General features: G+C 56.1%; 30 protein-coding genes. 12 read left to right on the top strand and 18 right to left on the bottom strand.

Annotation, left to right across the window (positions count from 1 at the left end):
• Positions 1 to 16: 16 nt before the first annotated feature.
• A complete protein-coding gene (locus IE090_RS11400) occupies positions 17 to 592 on the bottom strand; it encodes a YceI family protein (protein ID WP_189388516.1) in 576 nt (191 codons plus the stop codon).
• Entirely contained in the window at positions 589 to 1,146 is a 558-nt protein-coding gene (locus IE090_RS11405) for a cytochrome b (RefSeq protein WP_189388517.1), read from the bottom strand. The genes IE090_RS11400 and IE090_RS11405 overlap by 4 nt, the downstream gene beginning before the upstream one ends.
• A gap of 108 nt (positions 1,147 to 1,254) precedes the next feature.
• Between IE090_RS11405 and IE090_RS11410 the strand changes: the two genes are divergently transcribed.
• Positions 1,255 to 2,157 (top strand): LysR family transcriptional regulator, encoded by a 903-nt coding sequence (locus tag IE090_RS11410; RefSeq protein ID WP_189388518.1) that lies wholly within the window; start codon positions 1,255 to 1,257, stop codon positions 2,155 to 2,157.
• Here the strand turns inward: IE090_RS11410 and IE090_RS11415 are convergent.
• On the bottom strand, positions 2,154 to 2,813 hold the full coding sequence (locus IE090_RS11415; protein WP_189388519.1) for a hypothetical protein: 660 nt from the start codon (positions 2,811 to 2,813) through the stop codon (positions 2,154 to 2,156). The two genes, IE090_RS11410 and IE090_RS11415, sit on opposite strands and share 4 nt — an antisense overlap.
• 192 nt (positions 2,814 to 3,005) lie before the next feature.
• On the bottom strand, positions 3,006 to 4,346 hold the full coding sequence (locus IE090_RS11420; RefSeq protein WP_189388520.1) for an MATE family efflux transporter: 1,341 nt from the start codon (positions 4,344 to 4,346) through the stop codon (positions 3,006 to 3,008).
• A gap of 46 nt (positions 4,347 to 4,392) precedes the next feature.
• Here IE090_RS11420 and IE090_RS11425 point away from each other — a divergent pair, with 46 nt between their 5' ends.
• Complete coding sequence (locus IE090_RS11425; protein WP_189388521.1) at positions 4,393 to 5,013, top strand: SCO family protein; 621 nt, start codon at positions 4,393 to 4,395, stop codon at positions 5,011 to 5,013.
• Here IE090_RS11425 and znuB read toward each other — a convergent pair.
• From znuB to IE090_RS11440, 3 genes are read right to left on the bottom strand one after another with little or no spacing between them, the layout of a single operon-like run.
• Positions 4,982 to 5,773: a zinc ABC transporter permease subunit ZnuB gene (gene znuB / locus IE090_RS11430; protein WP_189388522.1), complete on the bottom strand. Its 792-nt coding sequence runs from the start codon at positions 5,771 to 5,773 to the stop codon at positions 4,982 to 4,984. The genes IE090_RS11425 and znuB overlap by 32 nt on opposite strands.
• Entirely contained in the window at positions 5,770 to 6,522 is a 753-nt protein-coding gene (znuC, locus tag IE090_RS11435; RefSeq protein WP_189388523.1) for a zinc ABC transporter ATP-binding protein ZnuC, read from the bottom strand. Before znuC ends, znuB begins: the two co-directional genes overlap by 4 nt.
• A complete protein-coding gene (locus IE090_RS11440; RefSeq protein WP_189388524.1) occupies positions 6,515 to 6,997 on the bottom strand; it encodes a Fur family transcriptional regulator in 483 nt (160 codons plus the stop codon). Before IE090_RS11440 ends, znuC begins: the two co-directional genes overlap by 8 nt.
• A gap of 56 nt (positions 6,998 to 7,053) precedes the next feature.
• Between IE090_RS11440 and IE090_RS11445 the strand changes: the two genes are divergently transcribed.
• Positions 7,054 to 7,869, top strand: coding sequence for a metal ABC transporter solute-binding protein, Zn/Mn family (locus tag IE090_RS11445; protein WP_189388525.1), 816 nt, complete (start codon positions 7,054 to 7,056; stop codon positions 7,867 to 7,869).
• A 71-nt stretch (positions 7,870 to 7,940) separates the two neighbouring features.
• On the top strand, positions 7,941 to 9,302 hold the full coding sequence (gene glmU / locus IE090_RS11450; RefSeq protein WP_189388526.1) for a bifunctional UDP-N-acetylglucosamine diphosphorylase/glucosamine-1-phosphate N-acetyltransferase GlmU: 1,362 nt from the start codon (positions 7,941 to 7,943) through the stop codon (positions 9,300 to 9,302).
• A 5-nt stretch (positions 9,303 to 9,307) separates the two neighbouring features.
• Here glmU and IE090_RS11455 read toward each other — a convergent pair whose 3' ends face one another.
• On the bottom strand, positions 9,308 to 10,159 hold the full coding sequence (locus tag IE090_RS11455; protein WP_189388527.1) for an SDR family oxidoreductase: 852 nt from the start codon (positions 10,157 to 10,159) through the stop codon (positions 9,308 to 9,310).
• Between the two features lie 153 nt (positions 10,160 to 10,312).
• On the opposite strand from IE090_RS11455, the gene IE090_RS11460 reads away from it, so the two are divergent.
• The 3 genes from IE090_RS11460 (at position 10,313) to IE090_RS11470 (ending at position 14,806) form a co-directional block, all read left to right on the top strand.
• Positions 10,313 to 11,209 carry a LysR substrate-binding domain-containing protein gene (locus IE090_RS11460; RefSeq protein WP_189388528.1) on the top strand — a complete coding sequence of 299 codons (897 nt, stop codon included), beginning with the start codon at positions 10,313 to 10,315 and terminating at the stop codon, positions 11,207 to 11,209.
• Positions 11,210 to 11,218: 9 nt separating this feature from the next.
• On the top strand, positions 11,219 to 13,300 hold the full coding sequence (recG, locus tag IE090_RS11465) for an ATP-dependent DNA helicase RecG (RefSeq protein WP_189388529.1): 2,082 nt from the start codon (positions 11,219 to 11,221) through the stop codon (positions 13,298 to 13,300).
• A gap of 111 nt (positions 13,301 to 13,411) precedes the next feature.
• Positions 13,412 to 14,806, top strand: coding sequence for an HDOD domain-containing protein (locus tag IE090_RS11470; RefSeq protein WP_189388530.1), 1,395 nt, complete (start codon positions 13,412 to 13,414; stop codon positions 14,804 to 14,806).
• On the opposite strand, the gene IE090_RS11475 is transcribed toward IE090_RS11470, so the two are convergent.
• From IE090_RS11475 to IE090_RS11500, 6 genes are all read right to left on the bottom strand, one after another.
• Entirely contained in the window at positions 14,796 to 15,542 is a 747-nt protein-coding gene (locus tag IE090_RS11475) for a hypothetical protein (RefSeq protein WP_189388531.1), read from the bottom strand. The two genes, IE090_RS11470 and IE090_RS11475, sit on opposite strands and share 11 nt — an antisense overlap.
• Positions 15,543 to 15,563: 21 nt before the next feature.
• Positions 15,564 to 15,938, bottom strand: coding sequence for an SCP2 sterol-binding domain-containing protein (locus IE090_RS11480; RefSeq protein ID WP_229815724.1), 375 nt, complete (start codon positions 15,936 to 15,938; stop codon positions 15,564 to 15,566).
• Between the two features lie 54 nt (positions 15,939 to 15,992).
• Positions 15,993 to 16,526, bottom strand: a complete 534-nt coding sequence (locus IE090_RS11485) for a DUF1415 domain-containing protein (protein ID WP_189388532.1) — start codon at positions 16,524 to 16,526, stop codon at positions 15,993 to 15,995.
• 17 nt (positions 16,527 to 16,543) lie between these two features.
• The gene (locus tag IE090_RS11490) at positions 16,544 to 16,816 is read right to left on the bottom strand and encodes an HU family DNA-binding protein (protein WP_189388533.1); all 273 of its coding nucleotides are present in this window, start codon (positions 16,814 to 16,816) and stop codon (positions 16,544 to 16,546) included.
• A 64-nt stretch (positions 16,817 to 16,880) separates the two neighbouring features.
• The gene (locus IE090_RS11495) at positions 16,881 to 18,038 is read right to left on the bottom strand and encodes an FAD-dependent oxidoreductase (protein ID WP_189388534.1); all 1,158 of its coding nucleotides are present in this window, start codon (positions 18,036 to 18,038) and stop codon (positions 16,881 to 16,883) included.
• A gap of 74 nt (positions 18,039 to 18,112) precedes the next feature.
• Positions 18,113 to 18,277: a rubredoxin gene (locus IE090_RS11500; protein ID WP_189388535.1), complete on the bottom strand. Its 165-nt coding sequence runs from the start codon at positions 18,275 to 18,277 to the stop codon at positions 18,113 to 18,115.
• 144 nt (positions 18,278 to 18,421) lie between these two features.
• On the opposite strand from IE090_RS11500, the gene IE090_RS11505 reads away from it, so the two are divergent.
• The 4 genes from IE090_RS11505 (at position 18,422) to phoR (ending at position 22,086) form a co-directional block, all read left to right on the top strand.
• Positions 18,422 to 19,021: a chorismate--pyruvate lyase family protein gene (locus IE090_RS11505; RefSeq protein ID WP_189388536.1), complete on the top strand. Its 600-nt coding sequence runs from the start codon at positions 18,422 to 18,424 to the stop codon at positions 19,019 to 19,021.
• 32 nt (positions 19,022 to 19,053) lie between these two features.
• On the top strand, positions 19,054 to 19,944 hold the full coding sequence (gene ubiA, locus IE090_RS11510; protein ID WP_189388537.1) for a 4-hydroxybenzoate octaprenyltransferase: 891 nt from the start codon (positions 19,054 to 19,056) through the stop codon (positions 19,942 to 19,944).
• Between the two features lie 141 nt (positions 19,945 to 20,085).
• Entirely contained in the window at positions 20,086 to 20,784 is a 699-nt protein-coding gene (gene phoB, locus IE090_RS11515) for a phosphate regulon transcriptional regulator PhoB (RefSeq protein WP_189388538.1), read from the top strand.
• Between the two features lie 3 nt (positions 20,785 to 20,787).
• The gene (phoR, locus tag IE090_RS11520; protein WP_189388539.1) at positions 20,788 to 22,086 is read left to right on the top strand and encodes a phosphate regulon sensor histidine kinase PhoR; all 1,299 of its coding nucleotides are present in this window, start codon (positions 20,788 to 20,790) and stop codon (positions 22,084 to 22,086) included.
• Here phoR and IE090_RS11525 read toward each other — a convergent pair.
• Entirely contained in the window at positions 22,067 to 23,008 is a 942-nt protein-coding gene (locus IE090_RS11525) for a response regulator (protein WP_189388540.1), read from the bottom strand. The two genes, phoR and IE090_RS11525, sit on opposite strands and share 20 nt — an antisense overlap.
• A gap of 9 nt (positions 23,009 to 23,017) precedes the next feature.
• The gene (cysZ, locus tag IE090_RS11530) at positions 23,018 to 23,791 is read right to left on the bottom strand and encodes a sulfate transporter CysZ (RefSeq protein ID WP_189388541.1); all 774 of its coding nucleotides are present in this window, start codon (positions 23,789 to 23,791) and stop codon (positions 23,018 to 23,020) included.
• A gap of 126 nt (positions 23,792 to 23,917) precedes the next feature.
• Here cysZ and trmH point away from each other — a divergent pair, with 126 nt between their 5' ends.
• The gene (gene trmH, locus IE090_RS11535) at positions 23,918 to 24,619 is read left to right on the top strand and encodes a tRNA (guanosine(18)-2'-O)-methyltransferase TrmH (protein ID WP_189388542.1); all 702 of its coding nucleotides are present in this window, start codon (positions 23,918 to 23,920) and stop codon (positions 24,617 to 24,619) included.
• Here trmH and IE090_RS11540 read toward each other — a convergent pair.
• Positions 24,585 to 25,406 carry a hypothetical protein gene (locus IE090_RS11540; RefSeq protein WP_189388543.1) on the bottom strand — a complete coding sequence of 274 codons (822 nt, stop codon included), beginning with the start codon at positions 25,404 to 25,406 and terminating at the stop codon, positions 24,585 to 24,587. The two genes, trmH and IE090_RS11540, sit on opposite strands and share 35 nt — an antisense overlap.
• A gap of 493 nt (positions 25,407 to 25,899) precedes the next feature.
• On the bottom strand, positions 25,900 to 26,223 hold the full coding sequence (locus IE090_RS11545) for a DUF3392 domain-containing protein (protein WP_189388544.1): 324 nt from the start codon (positions 26,221 to 26,223) through the stop codon (positions 25,900 to 25,902).
• Positions 26,224 to 26,254 lie beyond the last annotated feature (31 nt).

Genomic DNA, 26,254 nt, shown 5'->3' on the forward strand with positions numbered 1-26,254 from the left:
CCCCGAAGGGGCTTTTTTATTGGCGAATGCCTTCAATGTGCAGCTCAATTTCGACGTGCGTCGAGGCAGGGCCGAGGTTATAGGTGATGTCGTAATCCGCCAGCTTTAACGTGGTTTTACCCATAAAGCCGGCGCGATAGCCACCCCAAGGGTCTTCACCTTCACCAATGCGCTCGACCGGGAAGCTAATGTTGCGAGTCACGCCATTGAGAGTAAAGTCACCACTGATGATGCCCTTGCCTTCGCCAGTGCTCTCAAAGCCGGTGCTCTTGAAGCTGGCCTCTGGGTGCTCTTTAACGTTTAGAAAGTCTTCTCCGCGCAAATGTTTATCGCGCTCAGCATGATTAGAGTCGATGCTGGCAGTATCAATCGTCACTTCAATTGCTGATTTTTCTGGTGCCGCGGCATCGTACTCAAACTGGCCCTCAAACGTATTAAAACGACCGAGTAACCAGCTGTAGCCAAGATGCTGGATGCGGAACTGAACAAAGGCATGTGCGCCTTTGGTATCAATTTCGTAAGTGGCCGCCTGAGTGTTGGCGGAGGTCATGGCCGCTAGGCCAATGCTGGCTGCTATTAGCAGTTTTTTCATGGTTTTTGCTCCTGTTTTATAACGGTAATCATGCGTTTTAAGGTGGCATCACGATCCACAAAATGGTGTTTCAGCGCGGCCAGTGCGTGTAGCGCAACTAACGCTATCAGGCCCCATGCCAACCATTCATGGACCATACCTGCCAAATCTTCTTGGTTATCGCCTGTCAAAGTAGAGGGCACAGAAAACCAGTTGAACACCTCGATGGCACGGCCATCGGCGGTAGAAATCAAATAGCCGCTAACGAATAAAGCCAACATCATGGCATACAGCAACACATGGGCAGCATGAGCGCCCAGCGCCTGCACTCGGCTGCCGCTCAAATCTCGTGGTGTTGGATTAAGCAGCCGCCAAAGTAAGCGCAATGTCCATACCAAAGCCAGCAACACACCAATGCTTTTATGCAGAGCCAGCGAATCTCGATACCAAGGGTCGTAATAGGTCAGGTCAACCATGTAGAGGCCTAAGCCAAACAGCCCAAATACCGCCAGCGCCATTAGCCAATGCAAGGCAATGGCGGCCCAGCCATAGCTGCTATCAGTGTTCCTGAGCATAACGATTCTCGTTTATATGATTAAAGCACACACCTTAGCTGGACTGTGCTGTTTGCAAAATAACAAATAGATGACAACAATTGTGCAAATTTGCACAGAACTCATGCCATGCTCGAGAACATTCGTTGGGATGACATTCGCATTGCGCTGGCGGTAGCTCAACTGGGCAGCTTGAGCCGCGCCGGTGAGCTGTTGGGTATGAACCACTCCACCGTGTTACGGCATGTGAATCAGCTAGAAGCCAGTCTCAATCAAAAGCTGTTTATTCGTCATCAACGCGGCTATCGTCTGACCGATGCCGGCCGTTATTTGTTAGAGCATGGCCAGCCGCTGGCAGCCTCCATGCAGCGTCTGCACAGCAACTTAGCCGCGTTGGATGCCTCTCCAGGTGGCACATTGCGTATTTCAACGGCAACGGATTTTTCCCAGTTTTTTGCCCCTCTGCTGCGCGACTTTCGCCATCAACATCCGCAAATCCGCGTGCAGGTACTGGCCACCGACGAGCATGTGAGTCTAACCAGCGGAGATGTGCATGTTGCCATTCGCATGGGGCCACAGCCGCAGCAATCTGATCTGATCGCACGTCCCTTGGCCCGCGTTAGTATTCATTTTTACGCCGCCGCCAGCTATGTGCGCCACTACGGTTTGCCCACCACACTGGAACAAGCAGCCGAGCATTTATGGGTGCTACCAACAGGCAATAAGCGGCGTATTGCTGAAATTCGCGCGGTACTGCAACAAGTGCCTGAGCATCGCATCGCCCTCAGCAGCAACAGTTTTAACGATATTTATTACGCTGTGCGTGAAGGCATGGGCATTGGTGGGTTCGGCTCATTGCAGCACCAACAAGCCCAGCACGATGGGCTGACACCGGTGCCGTTGGATGTGCCCTGCGAACCAGAACCCATGTGGTTTGTGTACCATCGTGAGTTAAAGAACAGCGCCCGGGTAAAGGCGCTATTGGAGTTTTTGCAATCGCAACTGGCAGCGTCGCCGCTGCCGGATGATTAGTTCAACATCGAACTGGCCATACCCAATTGCGCTGTCATGCACGGCCAAGGTTGGCTCAGCTGAATCAGTTTGTCATTCGTACGTCGTGACAAATAGGCGCAGAACTCAGGGTCCTGAAATGCCAACTGAGGGCTGAACACCTGTTTCACAGAGTGCTCGATCAAGCGCTCAAGCCCGTACACCGCAGGGTCACCGATCAGGGTATATACAATAACGTTGGCCAAGGTCATATCTTTGGGCACCATCGGCTGCCCCACCCGATGAATGTAGCTTTCATTCACTTCTTCTAGCAGCCGGTGTACCAGATAAGCTTGGTGCAACAGCGCGACGATTTCACTCTGACTCTCATGCCTGTTAGGCGCGTCGGGAAAAAAAGCCAATGCGACATCCATCACGGGTTTGACGTGACGCCATAGGCCCGCCTCTGTTGCAGCATGATGCAAATCACGCAGCATCACCGGGACTTCGCGAATATAGCTAAGCGTAAAGCGATACAGGGTTTCGCCCTGATCGTCCGCCATTTCTACTAGGCGTGAGATATCTTGGTAGTGTTGTTGTACCTGCTGACGCAACTGCTGATGCTGTTGCTCGGCCAATTGGGCCGCACGAATACTGTGCACTAGGGCATCCAGGTTGTCTTCGCACATAGTGTTCATTTCCGCTGAGTCCCTCCGATGGCGGTACACATTAATCAGCCAACCTCAGACATACAACCAACACAGCCCTTTATGTTTAGACGGATTTTGTCTAAAAAAAAGATTCTGCGATCAATCCGTTGCATGCCCAGAGTTGGCAATCCCGATGAGTATAGTCAGGCTTCGAACGAGCGCTAGGAACACCCTGTTCCATTAGTGTACTTGGCGAAACCGGTGTGGACGCTGCAGAATTTGCCACATTGACCATACCATCAGTAAGCCACGCGCCAGCAGGAAGCCATAAAATGCCCACCAAAGCCCAGCATTACCCCAAGGCTGCAGCCACCACCACAACGGCAAGAAACACAGACCAGCCGCCACCAACATGACGTTACGCATGGCTGCCGTCGCACCCGCTCCAACCAATACGCCGTCGAGCCAATAACTGAGAAAGCCGACTAACGGCAGGAAGAATAAGAACACCTGATACTGCGCCAAACTGGCTTGTAACTCTGGGTTGTCCGTTAAGCGTTGCAGTAACCAGGGCCCTGCCAGCCAAAAGAACAGGCTTAAAGCCGCCGCCAACACGGCCGAACTGATGCCACTGGCCCAAATACTGCGCCGCAGGCGCACCAAGTGATTTTCGCCTAACGCTTGTCCGGTCAAGCTTTCAGCCGCATGGGCAAAGCCATCCAAGGCGTTAGAGATGAGCAGCAACAAGGTGATCAACATGGCATTGGTGGCCAAGATCAGTTCACCTTGGCGCGCGCCTTGGGCGGTAAAAAAGGCAAACACCGCCAGCAAGCATAAGGTGCGGACAAACAAATGCTGATTGACCCGCACGGTTGCCGCCATAGCGGCCCAAGCCGGCAATGGCCCTAGCCCTTTCAGCCCCTGATGCATGGCGAACCACAGCCCCAAACTGGCACCACTGTAATCGGCAATCACCGAGGCATAGGCGACCCCGTCGCTGGTTAAGTGCAGGCCATAAACGAACACAACATCCAATATGGCGTTCACCAGATTGGCGCACACCAGCATTACTAACGGAATGCGCGTTAAGCCCTGGCCTATAAACCAGCCCATTAGGCTGTATTGCACTAATACCGCCGGCGTCGCCAGCAAGCGAATGTGCAAATACGTCTGCGCTTCTTGATGAAGTTCTGCACTGCCTCCCATCAGTGGCAGCAAGATCGGCCACAACATCCAAGCGAGCAGAACTAAAGCCGGCACTAGCGGTAACACCAGCCATAAAGCCCGCTGTAGCACTTGCAACACCGCGGCTTGATCACGTCGGCCACTGGCCTGAGCCACCAGCGCCGTAGTGCCCATGCGCAAAAAACCGAAGCTCCAAAACAGCAAGGTAAACAGTTGACTGCCCAGCGCCACGGCAGCCAAATGGCGGGCGTCCGGCAAGTGGCCGAGCACGGCTGTATCCACCAACCCAAGCAGTGGCACCGTAATGTTGCTAACAATAATGGGCCAGGCCAGCGCCAGAATGCGACCTTGTGTCGCAGCCCAGCTGTCATTGTGAGGCGCTTGCACCGCCGCCATGATTGGTATACTCCTGCTGCATTGTTATCGGTAAAAAGAGGTCGCTATGGTACGCGTATTTGCCCTGTTCTTGGTGCTGGCATTGGCATTGCTCGCAGGGCTAGTGTCAGCCCCTAGCAATGACCCAGCTAAGTTGATCCAGCAAGATGGCTTGGTGCTGTTCCCAAGGCCATTGCCGGTAGCGCCATTTCAGTTCGTGGATGAGCACGGCGATGCCATCGATCAGCAGCAGTTACAAGGGCGTTGGCAGGTGCTGTTTTTTGGTTACACCTACTGCCCAGATATTTGTCCGATGACGCTGACTCACCTCAATCGCAGCTGGAAGAAGCTAACGCCTGTTCAACAGCAGCAATTGGGCGTGGTAATGGTCTCCGTTGATCCCCAGCGCGACACACCGCAGTCGTTGCAATCCTATATGGAGTATTTCAACCCAGCGTTTCGTGCCATGACCGGCAACCCACAAAGTCTGCAACGCCTGGCGACGCAGTTACATGCCGTCTATAACCGCGTCGAGCGGCCCGATGGCCAAGCCTATTTAATGGATCACAGCGCCAACCTGGTGGTGTTAGACCCCAAGGGGCGTTATCGCGGTTACATTGCGCCGCCTCACGCCCCTGAGCGTCTCGTGCCGGTGCTTACAGCCTTGCTGGACGGCGCAGCAGGCTAAGTACAAATAAAGTAGCGGCCGCCACCACCACACCAGGGCCAGCCGGTGTATCCCAGTAGAAGGATGACGCCATGCCGCTGAGCACCGCCAAGGTGCCCAGCACCATGGCAGCCAACGCCATTTGCGCCGGCGAGCGCGCCAGGCTTCGAGCCGTGGCAGCTGGAATTACCAACAAGGCACTGACCAGCAGTATGCCCACGACCTTCATGGCCAACGCCACCACTAGGGCCAGCAAGATCACTAGCAATAAGTTCAGGCGTTTGACCGGGTAACCGTCCATGCTGGCCAATTCTTCACTGACGGTAATGGCCACCAAACCGCGCCAATGCCAGGCCAGCAAACCACACACCAGCACGGCCGCCAGCGCCATCCACAGCACATCGCTGTGACGCACGGCTAGCAAATCACCAAACAAATAGCCCATCAAATCCACACGAATGCCATCCGCCAGACTTAAAGCCACCATGCCCAGTGCCAGAGTCGAATGCGAAACAATACCGAGCAAGGTATCCGATGAGACCCGCGTCGCGCGCTGCAGAGGCAAGAGCAACAAGGCCAGTACAATGCATGCCAGCACCAGCGCCAGCATGGGGTCTAGGTCGGTTAATACACCGAGGGTTACGCCCAACAAGGCACCGTGGGCTAAAGTGTCACCAAAAAACGCCATGCGCCGCCACACCACAAAGCTGCCCAATGGCCCGGCCATCATGGCCAATAGCACACCCGCGGCCAACGCCGCACTCCACCAAGGTAACGTCATTGGGAATCTCCACGCACACTGACGGGCTCCACATGACCGTCCAGACAATGAGCATGGTCGTGATGGTGCGTGTAAGGCGCCATCGCCGGTTGGCGACCAAACAAGGTCAAATAGGCTGGATCGATCGACACCTGATCCGGATGGCCAGAGCAACACACATGGCCATTCAGACAAATCACCTCATCCGTCGCTGCCATCACCAAATGCAAATCGTGGGAGACCATCAACACGGCACAGCCTAGCTCGTCTCGCAGCTGTGGAATCAGCTCGTACAGCTCTAGCTGGCCCTGCACGTCTACGCCCTGCACTGGTTCATCCAGCACTAACAGTTGTGGCCGATTGAGCAGTGCCCGCGCCAGCAGCACACGCTGCCACTCACCACCAGACAGGCGATGCACCGACTGCTGCGCCAGCGTTTCAATCTTCAGCCGCTGCAGCCAGCCTGTGATGTCGGCACGACGCGCCTGACGCGACAGCGCTAAAAAATCGAACACGGTTAATGGCAGACGATCGTCCAGGGTTAAGCGCTGGGGCATGTAACCAATACGCAAGCCAGGTAAACGCCAAACCTCACCGCTGTCGACCCCCTCCAAGCCAAGCAGCACCCGAGTTAACGTCGATTTACCACACCCGTTAGGGCCGATCAGCGTCATAATTTGGCCAGCGGTCAAACTCAGACTGACGTTATCTAACACCTGCTTGTGCTGACGTTGCAGATGCAATCCAGTCGCGCGCAGTAACTCAGTCAAGGGGCTGCTCCGTGCACTTAGGGCATAAGCCACTGAGCTCGGTGATTTGGTGCTCGACGGTCACCCCCAGCGACTGCTCGACCTCAGCGGACAGCCGGCTAACCGCTGCGCTATCAAGCTCCTGCGCAATGCCGCACTGACGACACAAAAAGAAGCAGCTAGGGTGCTGATGACCGGGGTTGGTGCAGCCGGTAAACGCATTAAGGCTGCTAATGCGGTGCACCAGCCCAAGCTCCAGCAGAAAATCTAATGCCCGATAGACGGTCGGCGGCGCTGAGTTGAAGCCATCTTCCGCCAACGCCGGCAGCAAATCGTAAGCTCCGACCGGCTTGTGGCTTTGCCACACCAGCTCCAACACACGTTTGCGAATGGCGGTTAAACGCACACCTTGCTGCTCGCACAGCGAGCGTGCCTGCGTCAGCGCTTGGTCGATACAGTGGTTGTGGTTGTGAGGCGAAAGGACATCTTGAGTCATAGCAGTAAAATCTAGGTTATAATGTTGCAATTCTACGTCAGGACCCGTGCAACTCAATGATAAAAGCTGCTTTATTTGCCATCGGTGTGCTATTCACCTCTCTGACTTTCGCCCAACAACAGCCGAAAGTGCTCGCCAGCGTTCATCCTCTGGCGTTGGTGGCGGCTTCCGTCGTTGCCACTGACGACCTTCATACGCTAGTGCCCGGCCATTTGTCACCGCATGATTTTGCCCTGCGGCCATCGGACATTGATCGCTTGCAGCAAGCCGATGTCATTATTTGGAGTGGCCCACAAGCCGAGCCCTACTTGCGCGGCTTTGTCGCCCGCTGGCCGGACAAGATCTGGCTCAATGCCGCCGACTATGCGCCTGAAGGCGCCAGTGATGATCCGCATTGGTGGCTGTCACCAACGACTATGCGCGCGTTGCAAGCGCAGCTGGCCCAACATCTTGAGCGCAGCCCTGAGCCGTTCCAGCAACAGCTGCAGCAAGCTCTAGAAGACAGCAAGGCTTTGCTTGCACCCGTGCGTGAGCGCGGCTTTTATGTATTTCACCGCGCCTATGACCACTGGGTTGAGGCGCTGCAGCTAAATCAGCTGGGTTCCCTCACCCTGTCGCCAGAGCACAAACCCGGCTTGCGCACCTTGAGTAAGATTCGCTCGCAACTGCAGCAAGGCAAGGCTCATTGTGTGTTCAGTGAGCCGCAATACGACCCAGCGTTGATCGACTCCCTCACTCAGGGGCTTAACATAAATCGCGCCGAGCTCGACCCCATGGCTGCAGCCATCGTGCCTACGGCAGATGCTTACCCAAATTATTTGCGCCAGTTAGCGCAAGCGGCTGCCGAGTGTTTAGGCCCGCTGCAACCGTGAAGCTGGCGAGCACATCATTGAAATAGCCACAGCAGGCCCTAGAATAGCGGCCCGTCTAATTGGAGGCTGTTATGGCACTGGCTGTTGTTACCCTGGCTGCGGGCAAAGGTTCGCGCATGAAATCAGACCTACCCAAAGTTCTGCACCCGTTAGCGGGACGCCCGATGCTGGCACACGTGCTGGATGCTGCTCGCGCCCTGCCGGATGCGCGTCAGCACGTCGTTATTGGTCACGGGGCTGAAGCAGTCAAAGCCAGCTTCGCCGATGACAGCATTCTCTGGGCTGAGCAGACCGAGCAACTCGGCACTGGCCACGCCGTCGCCCAAGCCATGCCCGCCATCAAAGCCAGCGATACGGTACTGGTGCTGTATGGCGATGTGCCGTTATTGCAAACCGACACACTGCGTCAGCTGTTGCAGCAAACGGCCGGCGATGCCCTCGCTCTGCTAACGGTTGAGCTAGCAGACCCAACGGGTTACGGCCGCATAGTGCGCAACGGCAGCGGTCTGATTGAAGCCATTGTTGAACACAAAGATGCCAACGAAGAACAGCGCCGCATCAGTGAGGTAAACACCGGCATTCTTGCCGTATCCGCTGCCCATCTTGCGCGTTGGTTGCCACAACTCTCTGCCGCCAATGCCCAGGGTGAGTACTACCTGACCGACATTATTGCCATGGCCGTTGACGAAGGCATTCGCGTCAACAGCATGCAGCCGCAGCACAGCGATGAAGTGCAAGGCGTTAACGATCGTTTGCAGTTGGCCCAGCTGGAGCGCAGCTTGCAACGTCGCCGCGCCGAGCAGCTGATGCGTGACGGTGCCACGCTGGCAGACCCAGCACGCATCGACATTCGCGGCCATTTGAGCGTCGGCACAGACGTGCACATTGATGTTGGCTGTGTGTTCGAAGGCGACGTCAGCTTGGGCGATGGTGTGCGCATTGGCCCTAATTGCGTGTTACGCGACGTGCATGTCGGTGCTAACAGCCAAATCGAAGCCTTCTCTTTACTGCAGCAAGCGCATGTTGCAGAGCAATGCAGCGTCGGCCCTTACGCACGTTTGCGCCCAGGGGCCGAACTGGCACCAGGGGCCAAAGTCGGTAATTTCTGCGAAGTGAAAAAAGCGCACATCGGCGCCGGAGCCAAGGTCAATCACTTAAGCTACATCGGCGATGCACAAGTAGGCGAGCGGGTGAACATCGGTGCTGGCACCATTACCTGCAACTACGATGGCGTTAACAAGCACCGTACCGAGATTGGCAACGATGCTTTCATCGGCTCCAACACGGCGCTGGTGGCGCCGGTCAGCATTGGCCAAGGTGCAACGGTTGGCGCAGGCTCAGTGGTAACGAAAGCCGTCGAAGACGAGCAGCTGGCCATTGGCCGCGCCAAGCAGCGCAATATCGACCACTGGCAACGACCCGAAAAAAAATAGCGCGTCTACACCAATCCCATGGCGGTGAGCAGTTCGTCATAGCCCTCGCGGTAATTGGGGTATTTAAACTCATACCCCAATGCTTTCAGGCGCTGATTGCTGCAGCGACGGTTAGCCCGGCGAGTGACCTCGGGCATATCGTGATCCGGGTCGACATCACCGATGCGATCTTTCATCCATTCCAACACGTCGAACAAGGTCGCCGGCTCATCATCGGTGGCCAAATAGACATCATCTAACGGCTGTTCGTTTAAAGCACGGTCGATCAGCAGCGACAGCACTCCTATGCAATCGTCACGGTGAATGCGATTGGTCCACACCGGTGGTTCCGGGTCGCAATGGCCGCCGTGCCGTGCTTGCTCAATCATGCGATTACGGCCTGGGCCGTAAATCCCAGTAAAGCGCACCACAGTGCCGGGTAGCTTGTCTTTTAACAGTGCCTGCTCAGCGGCCAGCATTTCTTTGCCGGCAAAGCTGGCGGGCTCAGTCGGCGCAGTTTCATCAACCCATTCACCGTCCATTTGATGATAAACACTGGAGCTAGAAACAAAGAACACCCGTTTAGGTGACTGCTGGCGCACGGCCTTTAGCACATTGCGCAGGCCCTTGTAATAAAAGGTGTGATAGCCGTCTTTGGAAAACTCAGGTGACGCCACGCTGTACACCACGATATCCACTGGCTGCTCCAATACCGTTAAGGTTTCTGGGTCTGCCACATCGGCCTGTAACGCGGTAATGCCCTCGCCCATGGACTTATCTGAGCGTCGTACCGTGGTGACCTCGTGGCCCTGTTGCTGCATATGACGAGCCAGCGTTCCCCCGATATCACCGGCTCCAACAATCAGAATACGCGCCATATCTTACTCCCCCACTGCTGGAAACTTGCGCTGCCACGGCCGAGCGTGGCCTTATCTTAGTTATTCTATTCCAGCCACTGCCGGACGCTTTATTTTCACTAGCCTGATAGGTAAGCTTTATCGCGTATTTCTTACCTATACAAGAGACTTATCATGACCCTGACGGAGCTGAAATACATCGTCACCCTCGCCCAAGAGCGCCATTTTGGCCGCGCGGCGGAGAAATGTTTCGTCAGTCAGCCGACGCTGAGCGTAGCGATAAAAAAGTTAGAAAGCGAGCTGGAAGTAGCAATTTTTGAGCGCAGTAAAAGCGCCGTTCGGGTCACGCCATTAGGCGAGCGCATCGTTGCTCAAGCCCAGCGTGTATTAGAGGAAGCACGTGGCATTAAGGAGCTGGCCAGTGCCGGTAAAGACCAGCTCAGCACACCGCTGCGCATCGGTGCCATCTTTACCATTGGCCCGTATTTATTCCCTCATTTGGTGCCGCAACTGCACCGCCGCGCGCCCACCATGCCGCTTTACTTAGAAGAAAACTACACCGGCGTATTGCGGCGCCAGCTACGCGATGGTGAGCTCGACGCCATCATCGTCGCGCTGCCATTTACCGAGCCCGATGTTGTTACCCGGGTGCTTTACGATGAAAATTTTGTGGTGGTATTGCCTCACAGCCACCCCTGGTGCCAGCGCGACGCCATTGAGCCCGAAATGTTGGCCGACGAAGATTTACTGATGCTGGGTGAAGGCCATTGCTTTCGCGATCAGGTATTTGAGTTTTGCCCAGATTTAAGCCGCAAGCACCACACCCGCTTGGGCAGCGTCACCGAGGGCAGCTCATTGGAAACCCTCAAGCACATGGTGGCCACGGGTCTGGGCATTACCGTATTGCCTGAGTCTGCCATCAGTAACATCGATCACAATCTGGTAACCACCAAGCCCTTTACCTCGCCGGCCCCTTATCGCAGCGTGGCATTGGCGTGGCGCATCAGCTTCCCACGTGGTCAAGCCATCGACCTGATGCTGGAAACCGCTCGCCAGTGCCAACTGGGCTAAGCCATTCGCATGACTGCCCGGGTTAGCCAGCTCACGGATATCAAGGGAATTGGCCCACGCCTGGCCGAGCAACTGCAGGCGCTCAATATTTTTAACCTGACGGACTGGTTCTTTCACCTGCCCTTTCGTTACGAAGACCGCAGCCGCATTACTCCGATTGGCGGGCTACAACCGATGCGCCCAGCGGTCATCCAAGGCGAAGTCCGCGCCGCCAGCGTGGTGTTTGGCAAGCGCCGCAGCCTACTGGTCAAGCTGCAGGATCACAGTGGCACGGTAAGCTTGCGCTTTTATCATTTCAGCGCCGCGCAAAAGCAGCAGTTCAGCACCGGCAACATCATTCGCTGCTACGGCGAGCCCCGTCGCGGCGCCAGTGGCTTGGAGCTGTATCACCCTGAATACCAACTGCTGGAAGAAGGCCTAGATGCCCCCCTTGAGGCACTGCTAACGCCTGTGTATCCAGCGACCGACGGCATTAGCCAGCAACGTCTGCGCATTCTGCACGAGCAGTCGCTCACGCTGTTGCGCCAGCAGCAAGTCGACCTCAATGATCTGCTGCCGGCTGACTGGCTGCAGCAATGGCAACTGCCCACGCTGGAGCAAGCGCTGCTGTTTTTGCATCAACCGCCCGCCGATACTCAACTCAGCACCTTGGAAGACGGCAAGCACCCGGCGCAGAAGCGGCTGATCTTAGAGGAGCTGCTGGCGCATCAATTGTCACTGCACCGCTTGCGCGCCCAGGTGCAGGCGCACCAAGCACCCGCGTTAGCCGATGAGCAAAGTTTAAAACAACAACTATTGGCGCAGCTGCCGTTTACCCCCACCGGCGCGCAGCAACGAGTCGTCAGCGAGATTGCTGGCGACTTGAGCAAGCCCTACCCCATGCTGCGTTTGGTGCAAGGCGATGTCGGCTCCGGCAAAACCTTGGTGGCGGCATTGGCCGCCTGCCAGGCGTTAGCCGCTGGTTATCAGGTGGCGCTGATGGCACCGACGGAAATTCTGGCCGAGCAACACTTGCACAACCTCAGTGGCTGGTTTGAGCCACTGGGCATCGCCTGTGGCTGGCTAGCGGGCAAGGTCAAAGGCAAAGCCCGTCAGCAAGCGCTGACGGACATCGCCAACGGCGCCGTCAGGCTGGTGGTTGGCACCCATGCGCTGTTTCAAGATGACGTCGAATTTGAAAACTTAGGGCTGGTGATCGTCGATGAGCAACATCGCTTTGGCGTGCATCAGCGTTTATCGCTGCGCGAAAAAGGCCGCCAGCAAGGTTTGTCGCCGCACCAGTTGATCATGACCGCCACGCCCATTCCGCGCACTTTGGCGATGAGCGCCTACGCCGACCTAGATACCTCCGTCATCGATGAGCTGCCGCCCGGACGCAGCCCCATCACCACGGTCGCGATTTCCGATCAGCGCCGCGACGAAGTCATCGGCCGTGTCGACGGTGCCTGTCGTGAAGGGCGCCAAGCCTACTGGGTCTGTACTCTGATCGAAGAAAGTGAAGCGCTGCAATGTCAGGCGGCGGAAAATACCGCTGAAGAGCTGCGCGAGGCGCTGCCACATTTGCGCATCGGTTTGGTCCATGGGCGCATGAAGCCGGCCGAAAAAGCCAATCTAATGGCGGCGTTTAAAGCACACGAGCTGGACCTACTGGTCGCCACAACGGTCATTGAGGTGGGAGTCGATGTGCCCAATGCCAGCTTGATGATCATTGAAAACCCAGAGCGCTTGGGGCTGGCACAGCTGCACCAGTTACGCGGCCGAGTTGGCCGCGGCGCAGCCAAGAGTCATTGCGTGTTGCTGTACAAAGCGCCGTTGTCGCTGACCAGTAAGCAGCGCTTGCAGGTCATGCGTGACAGCCAAGATGGCTTTTATATTGCCGAGCAGGACTTACAAATACGCGGCCCCGGTGAGCTGCTGGGTACACGTCAAACCGGCCTACAAATGCTGCGCATCGCAGATTTGCAGCGCGATGGTGATTTGCTGCCGCAAGTACGCACCATGGCCGAGCAAATTTGGCAACATCATCCAGAAGCAGTAGAGCCCTTGATTCGCCGCTGGCTGGGCGATGCTGAACGCTTTGCCAGCGTATAATATTGATAAGACAGCAAGTGACTAGACCAACAATAATGGCACCGCCATATCAATGCTTGGGTGCTGTGCTCAGCTACACTGAGTGGAGCATGACAACAGTAGGTGAATGATATGGCGATCCCGGCGACGGTACTTAAAGTGCTAGATGATTGGCACATTCAATACACGCTGACAGACGACGAGGAACTGCTCCGCCTTATGCAAAGTAATACGCCGGCTTCGTATTCCGCTCAGGTCGCCAACATGGTGTTTTTAAAAGACGAGCATGGCCAAGTGCAAGTCGTGGTGCCCGGCAATCGCATGCTGGACTTAAACCTGCTGGCGCACGCGTTGGGGCGGCAGTTTGTGGCACTGTCGGCTGCCGAGCTGGAAAAGCTGCAGCGTCGCTTAGGGTTATCTGAGCTGCCAGCCCTGCCTCAGCTCACCGAAATCGATAGCTTGGTAGACACCAACTTGCTTGAGCAAGATGAGCTGTACATTGTCTCCGGGGCGGAGCATCAGTGGTTAAAAGTGCCGATGGAGCAGTTTCGCTCGCTCACCGCCAGCTCGCACATTGGCTGTTACACCGCACCGCTACCACTGGATGTACACCACCAAGACAGTCACCAGGATTTAAACGACGTCGAAGCCGCGATTCGCCAGTTTACTCCGCTGCGCATCCGCCAACGGCTGGAAGAAACCCTAGATCTGCCACCCCTCCCTGAGACCGCACGCCGCATCATTGAACTGCGGGTCGACCCCAATGCCGACAGCGCCAGCTTGGCCCAAGCCGTCGAGCTAGACCCTGGCATGTCCGCTCAAGTCGTAAGCTGGGCACGCTCGCCTTATTACGGTGTACGCGGCGAAGTGAAAACCGTTGAAGAAGCTGTGATTCGAGTGCTGGGCTTTGATTTGGTAATTAATTTGGCGCTGGGCTTGGCATTAGGCCGCAGTCTAACCGTGCCGAAAGAGGGTCCACATGGCTACGCGCCGTTTTGGCAGCAAGCCATCGTCACAGCCACTCTGTGTGGGGAGCTGGTTAAACGCATGCCCAGCCGTCGCCGTCCAAGCCACGGCCTAGCCTATCTGTGTGGCTTGCTGCATAACTTTGGTTTTTTGGTGCTGGGTCATGTGTTTCCGCCACAGTTTTCGTTGGTCAACCGCCACATCGAAGCCAACCCTCATATCAACCGTTTTTACATTGAGCGACATTTGCTGGGCATGACGCGCGAGCAAGTCAGCGCCGGTTTAATGCAGCAATGGCGCATGCCGGATGAACTGGTCAGCGCCACCCGCCATCAACACAACCCCTTTTACGACGGCGAGCACCGGGAGTATGCACACCTGCTGTACGTTGCCAGTCGCAGCTTGCGCCGCCATGGCTTTGGCGATGGCCCCTTCGAGCGCACCGAGGTGCATGTGTTAGACGAGCTGGATTTAACCGCAGAGACCGTCGACGAAGTGACTGAAAGCGTGTTGGGCCAACTCGATGAGTTGAGCACCATGGCGCAAATGCTTAACCGCTAACCTGCGGCAGCTCAGCAACAAAGCGCTGCAGCCACTGCTGCAGCTGAGGCTGCTGGTATAGCCGAGTTAACGCCTGCAGTTGCTCATTCGGTGTGCGCCTGTGGGTATACAACAAAAACTCGCGCACCTGCTGTTTTACCCCTTGTTGCCAGGCTTCTGGCGCTTGCCATTGTGGCAGCACTTGCTGCAACTGCTGATAAACCGAGGTGCGAGTTAAAATCATCAGTTCAGAAAAATGCATCGCCTGATTCAGCTCATTGATCAGCGCCAGACGCTCTGCTGGAGGCGACTGCAAGCGCAGTCGACCGACATAATCCTGATATTCTGCTGACCCTTGCTCATGAATGGCTTGGCGCTCACGCAGCTTCGCTTGCTGCCAGGCCAGCTGCTGCAGTTGGCCCAGCAGCTGCTGGGCTTGCTCATCGGCTAACGCTGGCATCGCCTGCTGCCACAACTGCTGCAAGTGCTGAGGTGACCACTGAGCGGCCACCAGATTCACCACCCGATATTGATCGCCTAAGCTGGCTTGCTGTTCATTGAGCACGGCTTGACTGATATGGCGAGCCTGATCGGCCAAGCCAACCACGCCCATTAGCTCAGCCACCTGCTGCGTGATGTCGACACCGGTCGTTGTCTCCAATGTCGACGCTGAGGCATCGACGCTGGCCAGGGATGGGGCTTGCGCCCAGGCAACCGGGCTGACCAAAGCCAGCCATACACACATGCGCGAAATCACAATCAGGCTCCGTTATCCGCTTTATTTTTTCTTACGCGGTTTCAGGTATTTGGCAATGCCCTGGAACCACATCACCAGTGACAGATCGCCTGTCACCTTAATGTCTTTGTCCTGAATGCCCTTCATAAAGGCATTTTTGTCTTTTGCCGTCAGAATTCTAAGGCCAGTGTCGGCGTCTTTAAAACTGATGGTGAAGGCCGGCTCACTGTGTGCCTTGCCTTTGCTTTTAACGCTCTGGTTTTTGACCCGAAAGCTGCGTACCACCTTGCCGTCATCGGTTTGCATCTGAAAAGCAAAGTCTTTGCCTTGCAGCTGCTGTTGAAAGTCTGGGTTACTGTTAGCGGCTTTTTTCATCATAAAGCCCAGCGCCCAAAGCAGCATGCGGAATTTAATCATGGGTTATCCTCGGTTGTGAACAAACAGTAGCGGCGGTGATGTTCGCGCGGCCAGCTACAGGAGGCCGGATTTTGCCAGAGCCGGGGCTGCTTGCAAGAGTCCTTGACGCCCCAAGCGGCGTAGGTGCTTGCGGTTACGCTCAGGAATGCGCTCCGGGTGGCTGATCTCTGCCAGTGCGGCTTCGATGTCGGCTTCACGGATGATGTGCAACATGGGGTACGGAGAGCGATTAGAGAAATTGGACAAATCGTCCGCTTCTTCGCCAGCAAACACGTACTGCGGATGAAACGTCGCCAGTTGCAGCTCACCTTCTAAACCTTGATCAACCAGCAACTGATCGCACAAGTCGCACCAATCGAGGTAGTCATAAAAGTTGGCTAAAGCGTTGGGCACAACCAACAGTGCGGTAGGTAATTGCTGCGGGTTAGCAGCGGCCACTTCTAGCAGTAGCTTGAGGAAAGCGTGAGTCAGATCGGCCAGATCACGCTGGTCACACACGTCAATTCGCAGTTGCTCAAACACCGGTGCTGCGAATGGGCATAAACCCTCACCGATGACCAGTTGCTGAACCCATTCACGGGTCAGCAACTGGGCGTCTTGGGTGCTTATTGCACTGAGTCCTTCAGGCCTTTACCTGGCTTGAATGCCGGTACTTTGGCCGCAGCGATGGTGATTGGCTCACCGGTTTGCGGGTTTTTGCCCTGACGCTCAGCACGGTCACGAACTTCAAAAGTGCCAAAACCGATCAGGCTGACGGTGTCACCTTCGCCCAGCGCTTTAGCGACCTGGTCAGTAAAAGCAGTAATCACCTCTGCAGCTTTTTCTTTGCTCAGATCAGTTGCTTCTGCGATGGCTGCCGCCAGTTCTGGTTTACGCATGTGTAACTTCCTATATTGATTGACTCAGCACCGTCGAATCGGTGCACAGACTAAACTGCCGCCGTCAGGGTAACAAAGGCGGCAGTTCTTTGTTGAGCGCTACTTTATTGCTAACTTTGTCGCCGGTCAAAGCGTATCCCAGTAAATCGCCGTTTGGCGCACGAAATTCTGCCCGCACGGCGCTGCCATCGACCTCAATCTGCCATTCACCGTCCAATTCTGGCTTAGGCGGGCTGACCACCACAGGCACCACCGGGGTTTTGATGGTCACCGGCATGGGGCCAAAACTCACTTCCGTCGCACTGCCCGTTAGGGTCTTCGCCAATGCCCGCGCCGAAGTCATCAGCGGCAGCACATACAGCAGCACCTGCCCATCAATTTCGGCACAATCGCCGAGGGCATAAATATCTGGCTCACTGGTTTGCAGCTGGCGATCGACACAAATTCCACGATTGACCTTTAAGCCCGCTTTCACCGCAAGGTCGATACGCGGCTTCAAGCCAATGGCAGACAACACCAGATCAGCGTCGACGTGCTCGCCGTTGCTCAAGGTGGCGCGAATGCCAGCCGCGCTTTCTTCAATACGCGACACCAAAGGCCCCAAATGAAAACGCACCCCCAATGACTCCAAGCCTTGCTGCACCGCTTTTGCTGCCGCCGCTGGCAATAGCCCAGGCAGCACCTGATCACACGGTGCGACCACATCGGCTTCGATGCCGCCGTTGCTGAGGTCATTGGCAAACTCGCAGCCAATCAGACCGGCGCCCATGATCAGAATTTTGCGTTTGTCCTGCGCCGCTTGGCGAAAACGCGCGTAATCTGCCAAATCGTTTACCGCCAGCACGCGCTCGCTGTCGGCGCCGTCAAAGCGCGGTGGTACGACCTCAGCGCCCCAGGCCAGCACCAGCTTGCTGTATGGCACAGGCTCTTCGCCAATAAACACATTTTTGCGGTCAGGGTCGATGTGCGTTACGCGAGTGTGGGTGCGAATCACCAAGTTGAGCTGCTCGGCCATGTCCGCCGCTGACGCCATGACCAGCTGCTCGGCGCTTTTATCCTTGGTGAAGCCCGTCGATAACATCGGCTTGGAGTAGTTAGCTCCGTCATCGGCGGTAATCATCATAATGGGCTGTTCGGGTGCCAGTTTGCGCACCTCTTTGGCCAAATTGTAACCGGCCAGGCCGGAGCCAATAATCACCAGCGGAGCATTCGTATCGGTCATAGCATCTACCTGGTCAGGGAGTTAATACAAGCTCAAGGCCTGCGCTATGCAGGCCGTGGTCGTCGAAGCAACGATCAGATTTCGACCATTTCGAAGTCTTCTTTGCCAACACCGCAATCTGGGCAAATAAAGTCGTCGGGAACGTCTTCCCAGCGTGTACCCGGCGGAATGCCCTCATCCGGTGCTCCTTCTGCCTCATCGTAAATCCAGCCACATACGACGCACTGCCATTTTTTCATCGTTTGCTCTCTCTACAAGCATTGTCGGAGGGCTAAACCTACTGGCGGCCCTCACGAAAATCAACGGTCAATTGCGGGCATAGCTGCCGTTATTGGCCGCATTGTACTTGCCAGCTGCACCCCTTTCGCGCATGCTGCGCGCCGATGAAAAATGCCTCTCTGCCATTAGTACCGACGCCGAGCCGCGGCGGCCACCACTTTCACCCTCTGGCACCCAGCTGGTCTGGCCAAGGGTTACATTTAGCCGCACAGCAAACGCCGCTGTGGCGTGACTGGCTATTGCACCCGGGCTCGCTCAGCCAACGCCTTGATGATTTGCGTCCCGGTCAGTTCTGGGTACAGGTCATTGACGAGCGCTTTTGCCGCACCAGCGCACTGGAAAGCCGAGTCATGGGTTGCGCCAGCGAGACCGCGGTGTGGCAGCGCGAAGTGGTGTTATGGGTTGGCGAAACAGCCATGGTACGCGCCCGCACTGTGGTGCCGGTAACGGCTCTGCACGGGCCACTTAGACGCTTACGGGCGTTAGGTAGCCGCTCACTGGGCAGCTATTTGTTCCGCCAGCCCGACCTGCAACGCAGCCCTTTGCAAATATGCCGCAGCCGCTTGCCCGGCTGGCAGCGCTGTCGCTATTCGGTGTTCTACTTGCAGCGCTGCCCAATTATGGTCAGCGAAGCGTTCACCGATGATCTGCCCCAGCGCCTGGCTCAGCTGAGCGGGTGCGACAGCACCGCGACTCAGGCATAATACTGCCGTCTGCCAATAACCCTGGATGACTTGTGCGCGCCCTGGTTGCTCAACACCTCGATAAACTCTGGCCAGCTTGGATCGATTGGGTTCATTTAACCCGTCTCGATCGGCCCATCGGTTCTTATTTGCTGCTGTGGCCAACCTTGGCTGCGTTAATGATTGCGGCCCAAGGCATGCCGTCGTTGGCTAACCTGGTGATCTTTACCGTCGGCGTATTTTTAATGCGCTCAGCGGGCTGCATCATCAATGACTTTGCTGACCGCAACATCGACGGCCACGTTAAGCGCACCAAAGATCGGCCACTGGCCACAGGTCGCCTGACCAGCAAACAGGCATTAACAGGCTTTTCCCTGTTGGTGAGCTGCGCATTCCTGCTGGTGCTGCTGACCAATGCGTTTACCGTGGCGCTGTCGTTTGCTGGCCTGGCATTGGCGTCTATCTACCCCTTTATGAAGCGCCATACCCATATGCCGCAGCTGTTTCTGGGGGCGGCTTACTCGTGGTCGATTCCAATGGCCTTTGCCGCGCAGAGCAACGAGTTGCCCAATGTGGTGTGGCTATTGTATTGCGCTAATCTCACCTGGACCGTCGCCTTTGACACCATTTACGCCATGGTCGACCGCGACGACGATTTGCGCATCGGCGTGAAGTCCACCGCTGTGCTGCTGGGCGATCTCGATGTCGCCGCCGTCGCTACCTTGATGGTCATCACCGGCCTGTTTTATCTCACCGCCGGGCAACAGCTCGACCTCAGCGGCTATTTCTACATTGGCTGGCTGCTGGCGCAGGCTTTTGCTGGCTGGCAAATCTGGAACATTCGCAGCCGTGAGCGCGAGCCCTGCTTTCGCATGTTCCGCATGAGCCATTGGTATGGCGCCTTGGTGTTTGCCGGTATCGCTGCTCATTTTGCGTTGACGTAAGCAGTCGATATTAAACAGGGCTGGTCATTCCCTGCCGTCGACGCCTCGTACGTAAAAACCCGACCTGTCACATGGTTGTAACATTGCGTGGCTGTAATAGCAGCGCGGAATAGACCATGACAGTTATGTGACAACACTATTATGAGCAAATCAGGCAAGACCGTTCTCATCGTCGATGACGAGGCACCGATCCGGGAGATGATCGCCGTGGCACTGGAAATGGCCGGCTATGAATGCCTCGAGGCGGCCAATGCCCAAGACGCCCATTCCCACGTGGTTGACCACAAGCCGGACATGATCCTGCTCGACTGGATGCTACCCGGCACCAGCGGCGTGGAGTTCGCTCGCAGGCTCAAGCGCGAAGAGCTAACCGCCGAGCTGCCAATCATCATGCTGACCGCCAAAGGCGAGGAAGATAACAAAGTACAAGGCCTAGAGGCCGGTGCCGACGATTACATCACCAAGCCTTTTTCACCACGCGAACTGGTGGCACGCTTAAAAGCTGTATTGCGTCGCACCACGCCACAAGGCATTGAGGAGCCCATCGAAGTGGGTGGCTTGGTGCTAGACCCAGTATGCCATCGGGTGACCTCGTTCGACGTGCCCGTTGATATCGGCCCAACCGAGTATCGCTTGCTGCAGTTTTTTATGACCCATCAAGAGCGTGCTTACTCCCGTGCGCAACTGCTCGACCAGGTATGGGGCGGCAATGTCTACGTCGAGGAGCGCACCGTCGACGTGCACATTCGACGCTTACGCAAAGCGCTGGGGCAAGCCCATGAGCATTTAATCCAAACCGTACGCGGCACGGGTTATCGCTTTTCAACCAAAGCTTCTTAAGTCGTGAGTCCGGTCTGGCGCAGGGAATTGCGCCGCCTGGTGCTGCTGTTCGCAGCCGCTGGGCTGGCGGGACATTACAGCGGTCACCTAGGCTGGGCCTTGTTTGCCACCAGCGCTGTGTACATTGGCTGGCAATGGCTGCAATTGGCACGCCTTCATCGCTGGTTAGTTGCTAGCCAAGTCGGTGACTTGCCGATAACCGTAGGTATTTGGGGCGAGGTGTTTCGTCATACCCAGCGCCTGCAACGCCGTAGCCGCAAACATCACCAGCGTTTGCAGGCCGTCATCAATCGCATTCAGGATTCCACCGCCGCGCTGCAAGATGCCGTACTCATGGCCGATAGCCACGGTAATTTGGAATGGTGGAATGCCGCCGCCAGCCGCTATTTAGGGCTGCGCTCACCAACAGATATTGGCCAACCACTGACCAACTTGATCCGTAACCCTGACTTTAAACAGTATTTCGACAGCACCGATTACCGCGAGCCGTTGACCATGACCTCACCGGTCAATCCGCGCCAACAGCTGCAGTTCAATATCACCTTATTTGGGCGCAAAGACCGGCTGATTCTGGTGCACGATGTCACTCGACTGGTGCAGCTAGAGCAAATGCGCAAGGATTTTGTCGCCAACGTCAGCCACGAGCTGCGCACTCCGCTGACAGTGATTCGAGGCTATGTGGAAACTCTGCAAGGCAATGCCGACATGCTGCCACCGCGCTGGCAACGCATGCTCAGCCAAATGAGCCAGCAATCACAGCGTATGGAAGCGCTTATTACGGATCTGCTGACGCTATCTCACCTAGAAACAGATCGTCCTCATGAGGCGGCACCGGTGGCCCTCGCACCCTTGCTGCAACAAATTTGCGCCGATGCGCGGGCATTAAGCGGCGAGCGCGCGCATCAAATTGAATGTCAGGTAGCAAGCGGCTGCGCCCTAGCTGGCTACGACAACGAGCTGCGCAGTGCCTTTTCCAACCTGGTATTTAATGCAGTGAAATACACCCCTGCAGGCGGGCGCATTGAAGTGGGCTGGCGAGTGGATGGCAATGAAGGCATTTTAAGTGTGAGCGACAGCGGCGAAGGCATTGCCGAGCATCACTGGCCTAGGCTGACAGAGCGTTTTTACCGCGCTGACCCAAGCCGCAACCCTGAAACCGGCGGCACTGGGCTGGGCTTGGCCATCGTGAAGCATGTGTTGCTGCGGCATGACGGTCGTTTGAGCATCGACAGCACCCTGGGCCAAGGTAGCACCTTTTGCTGCCACTTCCCGCTTGCTCGAGTTATCTCACCCGAGCAATAAACTTCGACAATATGGCGAGTTTTTCAGGGTCGTCGTCGACGTAGCGAATCACGGTTTGAATGGTTTGCGCATCGGGGTGGGCTTCTTGCGCCTGCAAGGTACGGATATAGCCGTTAATGCGCGCAACATCGTTAGGATCATCGCCGACCATGATATCGAGCACCACCTGCTCCAGCAAAGCTGGTAGGGTGCCTTCGCGGCGAAAAACGCCGATCAGCTCTTGCAGGCTGATGTCTTTAATCACCAGTTTGGCCGTGCTACCCGAGCCAAAGCGCACACTGGCGACGGCTTTTGCCTTACCGCCTTTGGCGGGCTTCTTGTCGGCGGCGGGCGCCCCCATCAGTACCGAAGCACCGCCCATGTCTTGTGGCACACTGGCCTTGGGGGCTGCCGGTTTATCTGCCGCCGGAGCACCCATTAACACCGATGCGCCGCCCATATCGTTCTTCGGTGTTTTTTGCTCGGCCTTGGCCGTCAACACGCTGGCGGAATCATTCATCGGGTTAGCAGCTCCGCCCGCCTTGCCCCCTGGGCGCACTTTGCAGTGGCGATACACCATTTTTGATACTTTGGCGGCAAAGTTGTCGCGCGTGAATGGCTTGCCAATGTAGTCCGACACGCCGGCGGTAACGGCTTTGACGACGTGGTCGCGCTCGCCGCGGCTGGTAATCATCATGAAGGGGACTTTTTTATAGCGCTCGTCCGAGCGCATCCACTCCAATACCTCAAGGCCAGACATTTCGGGCATTTCCCAATCGCATAACACCACCTGAATCTCGTTGCTGTTCATGATGCTGATGGCTTTGCGGCCGTTCACCGCCTCAAACAAACTGCAGCCGGGGTAAATTTCTTTGACCGCTTTTTTTACCAGATCACGAATGAAAGCCGCGTCATCCACGACCAAGATATTCAGGTTTGCCATGCTCAGGCCTTATCCATTAGAACTGCCATTAGCATAGCTGACGGATGCTGGTTGCGCCGTTAGCGCCGGCAGTGGAAAGTGCGCTATGCGCAGGCGTGTGGCACCAATCACGGTGGCGGACATCACAAACCAGTTCAAAACCGGAACCAGCATGGTCAACGCCACCACGGCACCCAGCCCCATCACAGTCAGCCGCTGCTGCGCCAGTTGTTGGCGCATTTCTTTAAAGCTCACGCCATGGTTGTCGTAGGAGTAGTCGAGGTATTGCAGCCCCAGCACCCAACTGCCAAACAAGAACCACAACAGCGGGCTGATCAGATTGACGCCTGGAATCAAGGTAATCAAAAACAGCACCAAATAGCGCGGTAGGTAATACCCCATTTTGGTCAGTTCGCGCCCAAGGGTGCGCCAAATCATCGGCCAGATGGCTTCATCCGGCACTGAGCCGCCCTGCTGGCATTCGACTTTTTCACTCAACAAACCATTAAATGGGCTGGCGATTAGCATCAGAAAAGCGCTGAAGAAGTAAGCCAACACCAGCAACATAGCCAGCACCATAAGCGGCATCAGTATCCAATACAGCCAGTCCAGCCAGCTCGGCAACGAGTCGAGTAACCAGGCAATGCTGTCATCGGCCCAGCCCACGCCCCATACCGTAGCCAGGGATAGCAAAACAATGTTCAGTAACAGCGGCAGCGCGACATAGCGCCGCAAACCCGGCTGGGTCAGCTGTTTCAGGCCCATCAACCAATAACGTCCACCTAACAGTGGGTTGCCTTTCATAGCAGTCTCCGTGCATTCAAACGGGGGGTTTTATACAATGCGTGCCCGCCGAGCACCAGCGCCCCCACCCCTGCGTTCCACCCCACGCTGGCCGGTTTTTTTGATGTTTTGTGAGAATTTTGCCGCATGACTCCTGAGCGTTTGCAACGCATTACCGCCACTCTGGACCGGCGTCAGCCGGATCTGACCGTCCTCACCGATGAGGTCTATAAGCCGCATAACCTGTCAGCCATCGCCCGCACCTGCGACGCCGTTGGTATTCCCGATTTACACATCGTCTGGCCCCGCGACAAGTACCGTTTGCGTACCGCCTCGACTGCCGGCTCAGCCGAGTGGGTGAGGGTGCATACCCACGCCAACATAGAAGGGGCCATCAAAGGTTTTCAGCAGCAGGGGTATAAAGTAGTGGCCGCGCATTTGACCGAGCGTGCTGTCGATTACCGTGACTACGATTTTACCCAGCCCACGGTGCTGTTGATGGGCACAGAAAAAGAAGGCGTTAGCGCCATCGCTGAGGGTCTGTGTGATGAGCACTTGATCATTCCGATGAAGGGCATGGTGGAATCGTTTAACGTCTCCGTCGCTGCTGCGATTATGCTCAATGAAGCGCAATATCAGCGCCAGCAAGCTGGTATGTATGATCAGCGCCGTCTGCCAGATGAGCATTACCAGCGGCTGATGTTTGAATGGTGTCAGCCGCAACTGACCAAGCTGTGCAAAAAATACGGCGTCGACTACCCAGCCCTGCGTGAAGACGGCGAAGTTGCTGACCCACAGGCGTTTTCTCGCCTCATCAACGACCTCCACGCCGGTAAGGCAAAAAGCTAAAGCCAGTATGGCCGGCGGGCCAGTGCATACGGTAAATAGGTATGCGCTGGTATCGAAAGTCGCCGTACCAAAACTCCAACAAAGACTGCCGCAATGCCTGCGGATAGTGGCTGCCTAACAGCAACGCCCGAATGGCCTTCGGCGGTAAGCGCAGTAAACCGCTGGTCATACCCTGAATTTCTATCAACTTGGGCGCTTGCTCTCGCGCCAGCAACACGCGTTGTTCTTGCAAAGGCGCAAACGCGGGTGGGTCCACCAGCAAGGCGCCCGGGTAACTCAACGTTCGTTGCGGTTGATACTGCACCGGCTGCAGCTCGGCTTGTGGCCACAGCTCTGGGTCTAAAGCCAACCAAACACAGGCGAAGCCCTGCTCATGCTGCTGCCAAGCTAATGGGTCAAGGGCATCGCAAAAGAAACGCTGCAACAACCAGTCATTAGCATTGCCCTGCTCTGCCGCCTGTTCAGCTTGGCGCTGCTGTCTTAGGTGGGCCTCAATGTCTGCCCGCTTAGCCTCGGCTTGCGCGGCAAACTGCTCGAACGTCAACAACCCCGCCACATTCGCAGGCAAACGCTCATAGGACTGTTGCAAATACTGCTGATAATCCTGCTCAGCCACGGCAGCAGGTGCCGTATGACTAGATGACTGCAGCCACGGCAACGGCCAGCGCTTCACCTCTGGCAGCGCCACCACACCGCGTTTCAGTAACGTCAGCGCCTCCGCTGCTAGCGGCAAATAGCGCCAGTTGGGTGGCAATGGCGTGGTAGAAGAATGCGTTGCGCTGGACATGCTCAATGACCCTTTACGACTATCGCCCTCGGCCTTGTAAGAGATATCTCACAAGGCAGTAAGAGATGTAGATAAAACACTTCCCTAGCTTTGCCACAAGCCTGTTGAGAATCAAGGTAAATCCCTGATTTTTCGGGCTTTGTGACCACTATTGAGTTTTCTAACGAAGTCACATTCTGGGCACGGGTCGCTTTTCCCGAGCCGTCATTCTGCTATTGTGAATCGTGTTGGGAGGCAGTGAAGCAGGACGTTTCACCCATCAGGATGATGAGGACGTAATTTGGATCAGGTCAGGAGACCTGCAAGGAAGACGGCGAAGGACGCCACACGGACGTTGCTCAGGAGAGCCAGGCCAAGAGGCCAGCAGTAACGGAATACTAGCAGGGATGAACGCAGGCAGAGGATTGCCCAAGGAAGAATGTTGATCAGGATGATTAAGGGTGCTGTGGCGCTGTAGACAGGATGTTTACAGCGCCCGATTTTTTCTGCCCACCTAACTTTTGCGATAGCGCTCCGCTAACACCCCAACGATCACAAAGCTACTTATTACCGCCAACAACATCTGCCACCCTGGCAACTGCCGCAACCACCCCTCCAGCATGGGTGTCAGCCACACCGACAACGCACCGTAGCCAAACGCACACAAGGCAATAAAAACCGCGACCCGCAGCCACACTTTCTGACGGCGCAATGCGTACCGCACCCAATCATTAATGGTGCCGCCAAAAATCACCAGCAGCGTTGCCACAATGGCCAAGGCGATGTCGTCCAGATAAGGGCGCAGATAGCTTGATAATTGATTTAACCACTCCAACACGGCTCTCCTGCAACACGGTTAAAGCATGCAT

The organism is Bacterioplanes sanyensis (assembly GCF_014652515.1).
GTDB classification, from domain to species: domain Bacteria; phylum Pseudomonadota; class Gammaproteobacteria; order Pseudomonadales; family Oceanobacteraceae; genus Bacterioplanes; species Bacterioplanes sanyensis.